Origin of the sequence: Pseudoalteromonas sp. SR45-5 (assembly GCF_014163565.1) — a bacterium.
Lineage (GTDB): Bacteria > Pseudomonadota > Gammaproteobacteria > Enterobacterales > Alteromonadaceae > Pseudoalteromonas > Pseudoalteromonas distincta.
This window is the reverse complement of sequence record NZ_JACJDN010000157.1, coordinates 1-7,117: the sequence shown is the minus strand read 5'-3', so window position 1 is coordinate 7,117 and position 7,117 is coordinate 1. Positions and strand designations below refer to the sequence as shown.

At 40.5% G+C, this 7,117-nt stretch carries 7 protein-coding genes; all 7 read right to left on the bottom strand.

The annotated features are described in order from the left end of the window. Position 1: 1 nt before the first annotated feature. Positions 2 to 472, bottom strand: a complete 471-nt coding sequence (locus tag H5072_RS08050; RefSeq protein ID WP_024597287.1) for a VOC family protein — start codon at positions 470 to 472, stop codon at positions 2 to 4. A gap of 88 nt (positions 473 to 560) precedes the next feature. Beyond that, on the bottom strand, positions 561 to 1,322 hold the full coding sequence (locus H5072_RS08045) for an ATP-binding cassette domain-containing protein (protein ID WP_002958339.1): 762 nt from the start codon (positions 1,320 to 1,322) through the stop codon (positions 561 to 563). Further along, positions 1,322 to 2,314 (bottom strand): oligopeptide/dipeptide ABC transporter ATP-binding protein, encoded by a 993-nt coding sequence (locus H5072_RS08040; protein WP_002958338.1) that lies wholly within the window; start codon positions 2,312 to 2,314, stop codon positions 1,322 to 1,324. The genes H5072_RS08045 and H5072_RS08040 overlap by 1 nt, the downstream gene beginning before the upstream one ends. After that, positions 2,315 to 3,208 (bottom strand): ABC transporter permease subunit, encoded by an 894-nt coding sequence (locus H5072_RS08035; RefSeq protein WP_002958337.1) that lies wholly within the window; start codon positions 3,206 to 3,208, stop codon positions 2,315 to 2,317. Next, positions 3,195 to 4,229 carry an ABC transporter permease subunit gene (locus H5072_RS08030; RefSeq protein WP_002958336.1) on the bottom strand — a complete coding sequence of 345 codons (1,035 nt, stop codon included), beginning with the start codon at positions 4,227 to 4,229 and terminating at the stop codon, positions 3,195 to 3,197. Before H5072_RS08030 ends, H5072_RS08035 begins: the two co-directional genes overlap by 14 nt. After that, the gene (locus H5072_RS08025; RefSeq protein ID WP_024596506.1) at positions 4,229 to 5,836 is read right to left on the bottom strand and encodes an ABC transporter substrate-binding protein; all 1,608 of its coding nucleotides are present in this window, start codon (positions 5,834 to 5,836) and stop codon (positions 4,229 to 4,231) included. The genes H5072_RS08030 and H5072_RS08025 overlap by 1 nt, the downstream gene beginning before the upstream one ends. 15 nt (positions 5,837 to 5,851) lie before the next feature. Then, positions 5,852 to 6,916 carry a phage shock protein operon transcriptional activator gene (gene pspF, locus H5072_RS08020; RefSeq protein WP_182693204.1) on the bottom strand — a complete coding sequence of 355 codons (1,065 nt, stop codon included), beginning with the start codon at positions 6,914 to 6,916 and terminating at the stop codon, positions 5,852 to 5,854. Positions 6,917 to 7,117: the final 201 nt, after the last annotated feature.

Sequence of the window (7,117 nt, the reverse complement as noted above, 5' to 3'; positions counted from 1 at the left end):
TTTAATTACCTCTGGCAATAAACTCAATCCGATTGCCGCTAGGCTCTCTTATCATCATATGTTGGGTTGGGCCGCTACCTAAGTTTTCGGGTGCAAACTCTATAATAATATTATTTTGCATTTTTAAGTGTTCATGTAGCTCGCTTAACTTTTTGATACTTTCAACACTGAGTGCTAAATGGTGTAAGCCCACATTTTCTGCTCGATTAAACTCCACACGTTTTGCATCGTTTTTCACGCGCCATAATGTAATGGTTATTTTATTGTTTGATAAAAAATAAGCAGGATAGACTGGGTCATTCCCTAGCGTTTTAAAGCCAAGTACATCAGTAAAAAATGCTTTGGATGCATCTAAGTTTGATACGGTTAAACCTAAATGATCAACGCCACCAACCCAATTTGTATCAGCAATAGCTGAGGCTGATAGAAGGAGTAATGGGGAAAGGCTAAGTAGTAACTTTTGTTTAAGCATGAGATCTCTTGTTAATTAAATACAATTAACAAGAAGACCTAGTTAAATACGGTTACCTTACAAAAAAGTTAGGTATTTATAATCTGCTTTAGCAGCTTAATAAACGCTGCGTTACTTTTGATTGAGGGTTTTGAAAAACATCTTCAGTAGGACCGTATTCAACCACTTCGCCTTTATCAAGTACAACTACAAAATCACTAATGTGACGTACTAAACTTAAATGATGAGTGATCATCACATACGTAAGGCCTGTATCGCGCTGCAGCTTAAGTAACAAGTTTACTATTTGCGCCCGTATGGAGGGATCTAAAGATGAAACAGCTTCATCAAGTACAATCACCTTAGGATCTAAAATTAATGCACGAGAAAACGCTACACGCTGTAGCTGCCCCACACTAAACATATGCGGGTAGTAGTGTTTATGATCAATTAACAAACCCACCTTAGAAAGCGTTGCATCAATCTTTTCAGTGCGTTCACTAGCATCAAGCTCAGTATTATATTGCAGGCAATCATCAAGCATTTCGCCAATGGTTAACCCCGGGTTGAGCGATGCAGCTGAATCTTGAAAAATCATACGAATATGGCGACATTGATTATCGCGTACGCCATTATCTTCGATAATATTATTCTCGAGCAAAATTTGCCCGCTATCAGCGCTATCAGCTCCTGAAAGTAGTTTTGCCAACGTACTTTTACCTGCGCCTGTTTCGCCAATTATGGCAATGCTTTCACCTTTACCTACGCAAAATGAAATGTTTTTAAGGACTTCAAACTTTTTACGTGAAAAAAGCCCAGCTCGCACATTAAAGGTTTTACAAAGTGCTTGTACTTTTAACAGTGGTTGCATTACTTCATGTCCTTAATTAACGGGAAGTGACACGCATAACTATGACCATGATGCTTAGTTAGGGCTGGTGTAACCACACAGGCTTTTTGTGCTTGCGGACAACGCGGCCCAAGGCGACAGCCAATGGGCAAATGTTGCAGGGTAGGGATAGTCCCTTTAAGTGCATAAAAAGGTTCTTTATGTGCTAAGCCTTGCTCGTAGTCTGGCAAGCTTTTTAGTAATGCTTGCGTGTATGGATGGCGAGGCTGTTTAAATATTTCATGGGTTGGGCCTGCTTCAACCATTTGCCCGCAATATAAAACATGAATGCCATGCGACCAATGTGCAATCTCTTCCAGTTCATGAGAGATCATCAAAATAGACATGTTTTTAAGTTGATTTAAGCTTTTTAGTAACCTAAATACTTGTGCGCGAGTTGTGCTCTCAAGCGCTGTAGTGGGCTCATCAGCGATTAAAAGTTTAGGCGTGCGAGCAATGGCCATCGCAATCATTACTTTTTGACATACGCCTTCTGAGAGCTCATGAGGGTAACTACTTAGTACCGCTTCGTGGTTTTTAATACCCACCTTATGAATAAGCGCTTTTACTCTGTCTTTTCTCTCTCGGTTGCGTTTTAAAAAGAAACCTTTAGTTGCGACCTCTGGGAGTGTTTCAGCAATTTGGTCAAATATTTTAGCGGTTGGGTCAAGGCAGCGACTTGGGTCTTGATAGATCATCGCTATATCTTGGCTTACTATTTTACGGCGTTTCTCTGGGCTTAAACGCATTAAGTCTACGCCGCGCCAATGAATACGGTCGGCAGTAATATCCCAGCGCTCGTTTAATACACCAATAATCGCTTTTGCTATTAAGCTTTTGCCAGAGCCAGACTCGCCCACAAGCGCATGTACTTCACCTTCTTTTAAGCTAAAGCTCACTCTGTCTACAGCTCTAATTACAGTTTCAGAGGTACGTAGTTCAATTGTTAAGTTACGAACATCGAGTAATTGCATTTAATCAGCCTTACGTGCTTTTAGCACTTGTCGCAGGCCATCGCCTACTAAATTAGTAGATAACACGGCTAAAAATAACAGTACACCAGGTAGCGCTACAGTCCACGGCGCTAAATAAATAAGGCCTAGATTTTCGGCTAATATTGCGCCCCATTCGGTCGTTGGTGGCTGAGCCCCTAATTTTAAAAATCCCAGTGCTGAAATATCTAATATCGCAGTAGAAAGCGCCATCGTGAATATAACCACAATATGCTCATAAATATTAGGGAAAATACCGCGCGATATTATATGCCAATTAGATGCGCCATCGAGTCTAAACGCAGTAATGTAATCTTTACTTAATTCATCAACAATTAGGTTGCGCACCGAGTGAATAAATTGCGGTAGTAACGCTAAAATAATTGCCCATACGGTATTCATTAAACCAGGACCGAGTATGGCGATTATTATTATGGCCAATAACAAAGAAGGAATAGAAAGTGTTATATCAAGTAAATGATTTAAAAAGCTTGAACGCAACCCTTTACTAATCCCTGCAAAAGTCCCCACTAATACACCAAATAGGGTCGTGATTAGGGCAGCTACAACAGAAAGTCCAAACGTATATGTTGCACCATTCATTAAGCGCGAGAGTACATCACGGCCTAAATCATCGGTGCCTAAAATAAAGCGTACATCGCCCATTTCTCGCCATGAGGGCGGTATGAGTAGTGCATCACTATGCTGTTGGTTTACGCCATAGGGCGCTAAAAAAGGAGCTGTGGCGGCCAATAATGCAAACGCCATAAATATCCATAAACCAACCAAAGCTGGGTGATTGTTTTTAAATTTGCGCCAAAATCGCGCAAGTGGCGATTTATTCGACTCTTCAGAAAATAAATTAAACTTTGCCATGGGCCTGATTCCGCGAGAGTGGATCGAATAAAGTGTAAGTAAGCTCAGCTGTAATAGAGGCTAAAATAACAAATAAAGACACCGCCATTAATCCGCCTTGAATTGCAGGAAAGTCGCGCTGATAAATACTATCGATTAACCATCGGCCAATACCCGGCCAAGAAAAAATAACTTCAGTAATCATCGCAAGTGTTATCAAGGTGCTAAATTGCAAACCAATTTGCTTAATTACCGGTAGTAGAGCATTACGCAGTGCATGGTGCATGATAAGTTGACGGCGGTTAAGGCCTTTTGCCCTAGCTGTTTTAATAAAGTTTTGATCCATTACCTTAAGCATAGACTCGCGAGTAAAGCGCACTAATACCGTGGTTGGATACATGGCCAATACAATAGTAGGGAGTGTTAAATGACGCAGCGCATCAACAAAGGCCATCCCTTTATATGGAAATCCAGCTAGAGCAATATCAATTAATATAAACCCTGTACTGGCGGGTATTTCGTAAAGGAGGCCCATTCTGCCCGACATAGGAAACCAGCCAAGCTTTAATGAAAAAACCATTATTAACAACAATGCGAGCCAAAACACAGGCATTGAATAACCTACCATAGTGACAGAGTTTATAAGTTTGTCGGGCCAGCGTTTATGATAGCCAGAGCCTAAAATGCCAGTAGGTACACCAATAACAACCGATACAATTAATGCATATACGCTTAGCTCTAAAGTAGCCGGTAGTAAGTCAATAATATGGCTAAACACGCTGTTACCAGAGGCAAATGAAAGCCCCCAATCGCCTTGAAATATTCTCCCTAAAAAGGCAATGTATTGCATAAAGTAATTGCTGTTGTATAAATATTTATCCTCAAGCTCACTATGCTGTGCAAAGTTACCACTTGGTATGCCACTTAAATTACTTAGCGGATCACCGGGAAATAAATACGCCAGTGAAAACGTAAATACGCTGAGCATTAGTATCATAAAAAAGAACAAACCAAGGCGACGTAAAATATAATCTAAGATCATTATTTTTTCCTCGCATTAGCAAGCGAAATAGCACCAAACGGGCCAAGTGTTATGCCTTCCACATCAGCGCTACTTGCTTGAAAGCGCAAGCCATGAGCAATTGGTAATAACGGCAACTCTTTAATAATTAAGCTTTGTGCATCTTCGTAGTATTTTTTACGTTTGTTTAAATCAGTGGTGTCTAGTGCTTTAGTAAGCAATAAATCAAATTGGGGATTACACCAGTTTGCAGGGTTTTTGCCACTAAAAGTAGCGGTGCAACTCAGCAGCGGGCTAAAAAAGTTATCAGGGTCGGGTGTATCTGCGGCCCAACCAAGTAATACACTGTCGTGCCTATGCTCGCCAATACGTTGAATAAACGTATTCCACTCATATTCTACAATACTGACGTTAACGCCTACTTTGCGTAAATCACTTTGCATAAGCTCAGCCATTTTACGTGCGTTGGGATTATAAATACGACTCACAGGCATAGCCCATATCGTCATATCAAAGCCATTAGGCAACCCTGCTTCAATAAGTAATTTTTTAGCAAGTTCTGGATCAAACGTAGGTATATCTTCTTGTGGCTCAAATGCCCAAGAGGTTGGCGGCAAAATAGATTGTGCGCGAGTACCGTTACCGTAATAAACCGCCTGCATTATTTTATCTACATCTATTGCGTGCGCAAGCGCTTGGCGTACGCGTAAGTCGTCAAACGGAGCACGCTCTGTATTAAATGCCCAATAACCTATGTTTAAGTTTGTTTCTTTTTCGACGTTTATATCATCGCGTTGCGCTAAAATGCTCAATTGTGCACTACTTGGATGAGCCGTTACATCGCACTCTTTAGTCAGCATTTTTGCTATGCGCGTAGTGCCGTTAGGGGTTATATCGTAAACCAATTGCTCAAGTGCAACGTCATGCTTCCAATAAAGTGGGTTACGGTAAAAGCGCACAAGATGATCTCGGCGGTATTCTTTATAAATATACGGGCCGGTGCCAATAGGGTACTGATCAAATAAGTTTTTTTGATTATTTTTCTTAAGTTTCATGGCGTATTCTTCTGAAAGCACCACGGCAAAGTCGGTAGCCATATTAGCTAAAAAACTACTTTCAGGATTAAACAATTCAAAACGGACTTGGTAGTCAGACACGCGCACAATTTTGCGAATAAGTTGATCAATTCCTACACTTTGAAAATACGGGTAATCGGCATCGCCCACAAAGTGATATGGATTATATACATCGAATAATCGGCTAAAGGTGAATATAACGTCGTCGGCGTTAAAGTCCCGCGATGGGGTAAAATAAGAAGTTGTATGAAACTTTACATCTTTACGCAGGGTAAAGGTAACCGATTTACCATCTTTGCTAATTTTCCAATCGGTCGCCAGCTCACTTTGAAACTCTGCCGTAACAGGGTCAATGCTAATTAAGCGGTCGTATAATTGGTTAGCAATTATATCAATAGTTGAACCGGTGGTCGTGACTTGCGGATTAAACGACACAGGGTTAGCTTCAGCGCAATAAACTAAGCCTTGGTTTTTTTCTTCTATGATTTCTTCTTTGCTATCAAGGCAACCAACTAAAGTGGTGGTAAGCAAAACAAGTAATAATTTATGCACCCGCATAACCTCTGACTATTGTTGATCCAACAAGTTGTATTTTTTAAGATAACCACGTAATTGATGATACGTTAAACCAAGTACTTCTGCAGTTTTCTTTTGATTAAATTGGCTATGTTCGAGTGCTTTATTAATCATGTTTATTTCAAAGTCGTTTGAACGCTCTTTTAAGCTGCACGGAAATTGAATATCGACGGCTACATTACTGCTTGCTTGAGTAATCGGTGGCGCAACAAGAATAGGCTCGGCATTAACCGTTTGAGCTGCTATAGGTGCTTTAATGCGCGCTTTTGGTCTAAATGGGCTATCGAATGGGTCTAAAATAATCTGGTGAACGGGAATATGTTCACTACCGTGGCGATACAAACTGCGTTCAACCACATTTTTAAGTTCACGAATATTACCAGGCCAGTCATAACTAAGCAGTGTTTCTGTTGCGCTTCGGGTAAAACCGCTAAACAGTTCCCACTCTAAATCGCGCGCCATATTCATCGCAAACTGCTCAGCAAGAAGCATAATATCGTCTTGGCGTTCGCGCAGTGGTGGCAGGGTAATTACATCAAAGGCTAAACGGTCGAGTAAATCACTTCTAAATTCACCTTGCTCGGCCAAATAAGGAAGATCTTCGTTTGTCGCACACACTAAGCGGGTATCTACTTTTACAGTTTGTTTGCCGCCAACACGTTCAAACTCACCGTATTCTATAACGCGCAGCAGTTTTTCTTGTACCATAGCTGAGGTATTAGCTAATTCATCTAAAAACAGTGTGCCGCTGTTAGCGCGTTCAAAACGACCTTCGTGACGTTTACTTGCCCCCGTAAAAGCACCGCTTTCGTGGCCAAATAACTCACTTTCGAGTAGGTTTTCGTTAAGCGCTGCACAGTTAAGCTTTACGTAGTTTTGATCCCAGCGTTTTGATAAAAAGTGTAAGCGTGCTGCTATTAGCTCTTTACCTGTGCCGCGTTCACCAATAATAAGTACCGGTTTATCTAAATTAGCCAGTTGCGATACCTGATCTAATACAGACAGAAAGCTATCTGATTGGCCGAGTAAATTATCCTGTTGGCGATATTGGCTCATATTTCCTAACTCTTGGTCATTTTTACTAACAGTTAGTGTATTTCATAATTAGGGATAACTAAAGAAATTTGTATATTTAGTTTAACGTAATGAAAATAAAGTGTATTTTAACTTTTAAAAAGTTGGCAAGCATATTGATACTAGTTATAGCAGACTAACTAAGTTTTAATTACAGAGGTAAATGTTATGGGAATTTTTTCA

Bases quoted from the DNA above. Each gene is read 5' to 3' on its own strand.
- H5072_RS08035 (WP_002958337.1), bottom strand. From the start codon at position 3,208: ATGGCAAAGTTTAATTTATTTTCTGAAGAGTCGAATAAATCGCCACTT.
- pspF (WP_182693204.1), bottom strand. From the start codon at position 6,916: ATGAGCCAATATCGCCAACAGGATAATTTACTCGGCCAATCAGATAGC.
- H5072_RS08050 (WP_024597287.1), bottom strand. From the start codon at position 472: ATGCTTAAACAAAAGTTACTACTTAGCCTTTCCCCATTACTCCTTCTA.
- H5072_RS08030 (WP_002958336.1), bottom strand. From the start codon at position 4,229: ATGATCTTAGATTATATTTTACGTCGCCTTGGTTTGTTCTTTTTTATG.
- H5072_RS08045 (WP_002958339.1), bottom strand. From the start codon at position 1,322: ATGCAACCACTGTTAAAAGTACAAGCACTTTGTAAAACCTTTAATGTG.
- H5072_RS08040 (WP_002958338.1), bottom strand. From the start codon at position 2,314: ATGCAATTACTCGATGTTCGTAACTTAACAATTGAACTACGTACCTCT.